Raw genomic sequence first — 1866 nt, 5'->3', positions numbered from 1 at the left:
TTGGGCGCGCACGCCGTGCTCGCGCTGAGCTTCCCGCTGCACCCGCCGGGCAGACCGGAGAAGTCCCGCGCCGGGGAGTTGCTGGACGCCGGGGTGCCCACGCTGGTGGTGCAGGGCGGCAACGACCCCTTCGGCAAGCCGGCCGAGTTCCCCCCGGGCGATTACGGCCTGGTCGAGGTGCCCGGCGCCGATCACGGCCTGGCCGTGCCCAAGCGCGCGGAGATCACCGGGGAACGGGCACTGGAGATCGTCACCGGCGCGGTGCTGGAGTGGGTGGCGTCACTCGGGTGACCCGGGAATGCCGGGCGGCGGTCCGCTGTTGAGGGCGTCAGGAGTGCCGGGAGCCCGGCACCGACGTCGTAGCACGAGAGGAAGTCCGCCGCATGGGTTCGACCATCTGCCCGAGCCGCCGCAGCGCCGCTGACCTGGACTGGTCGGTGCTGCACGCGGCCAAGACGGCTCCTATTCGAGCGGCGGCGGGCACGGGTCGTGTTCTATCCTCCGAAACGAGTGGGATCGGCTTCGGTCCCACCCGGGATCTTGAGGAGGTGGGTCCGGTCGCTGGGACCGACGCAGGGACCGACAACGGCCAGGCGGAGCTGCCCGAGGGCCAGGGCATCGGCGCGTCCGAGACCAGCTCGCAGCGCAGCGCGCGCTTCGAGCGGGACGCGCTCGAGTTCCTCGACCAGATGTACTCGGCCGCGCTGCGCATGACGCGCAACCCGGCCGACGCCGAGGATCTGGTGCAGGAGACCTACGCCAAGGCGTACGCGTCCTTCCACCAGTTCCGCGAGGGCACCAACCTCAAGGCGTGGCTGTACCGGATTCTCACCAACACCTTCATCAACTCGTACCGCAAGAAGCAGCGCGAACCCCAGCGCAGCGCGGCCGAGGAGATCGAGGACTGGCAGCTCGCGCGCGCCGAGTCGCACATGTCGACGGGTCTGCGCTCCGCCGAGTCGCAGGCGCTGGACCACCTGCCCGACTCGGACGTGAAGGAAGCCCTGCAGGCGATCCCCGAGGAATTCCGCATCGCCGTCTATCTCGCGGATGTGGAGGGCTTTGCCTACAAGGAGATCGCCGACATCATGGGGACACCCATCGGTACGGTGATGTCCCGGCTGCACCGGGGCCGCCGTCAGCTGCGCGGCATGCTGGAGGACTACGCCCGCGAGCGCGGGCTGGTCCCGGCGGGCGCCGGAGAGTCGAACGAAGCGAAAGGCTCGGGCTCATGAGCTGCGGAGAGCCGCACGAGACGGACTGCAGTGAGGTCCTCGACCACCTGTACGAGTTCCTCGACAGCGAGATGCCGGACATCGATCGCGACAAGTTCCAGCACCACTTCGAGGAATGCTCCCCGTGCCTGGAGAAGTACGGGCTGGAGCAGGCGGTGAAGAAGCTGGTCAAGCGGTGCTGCGGGCATGATGACGTGCCGGCCGACCTGCGGGCCAAGGTCATGGGGCGGATCGAGCTGATCCGCTCCGGGCAGACCGTGCCGGAGCGCGACGTCACCCGTGCGCCGACCGCGCACCAGGAGAGCTGACACGCCGGGTCAAATCACCCGTACGTGCTAATCCTCAGGTCATAAGCCCCACACCCCCCGATTGCCGCCCTAGGCTCCGAGCCTGGACGGACACGGTCGGGGAGGGGCGTGATGGACACGGTACCGGCGAGGGCGCGCGGCTATGTGGCCGCCGTCGCCCTGCTGGCCGTCCCCTGCCTGTACCGGCCGCCGGACAGCCCCGGCTCCTGGCTGGCACCGACCCTGCTCGCCGCACTCTACGCGGCCTGTGAGCACGCCGTGCACCGGCGCTTCGGCGGCACCTTCTACCCGGTGCTGCTCGCCGGAGCGTTCCTGCTGCCGCC

The 1866-nt window shown here is 69.9% G+C and carries 3 protein-coding genes and 1 pseudogene; all 4 read left to right on the top strand.

The window, feature by feature from the left end:
• The coding region (locus H5J33_RS33590) for an alpha/beta family hydrolase (protein WP_399552995.1) at positions 1–291 on the top strand (291 nt) is incomplete at its 5' end.
• 257 nt (positions 292–548) lie between these two features.
• The gene (gene sigR, locus H5J33_RS33585) at positions 549–1235 is read left to right on the top strand and encodes an RNA polymerase sigma factor SigR (RefSeq protein ID WP_309485549.1); all 687 of its coding nucleotides are present in this window, start codon (positions 549–551) and stop codon (positions 1233–1235) included.
• Entirely contained in the window at positions 1232–1543 is a 312-nt protein-coding gene (rsrA, locus tag H5J33_RS33580) for a mycothiol system anti-sigma-R factor (RefSeq protein WP_181798461.1), read from the top strand. The genes sigR and rsrA overlap by 4 nt, the downstream gene beginning before the upstream one ends.
• A gap of 111 nt (positions 1544–1654) precedes the next feature.
• A pseudogene (locus H5J33_RS33575) lies at positions 1655–1866 on the top strand (metal-dependent phosphohydrolase); the annotation flags it as partial.

It is taken from the genome of Streptomyces sp. WELS2 (assembly GCF_013870595.1).
GTDB lineage: Bacteria > Actinomycetota > Actinomycetes > Streptomycetales > Streptomycetaceae > Streptomyces.
This window is presented reverse-complemented; position numbering and strand designations above follow the sequence as displayed.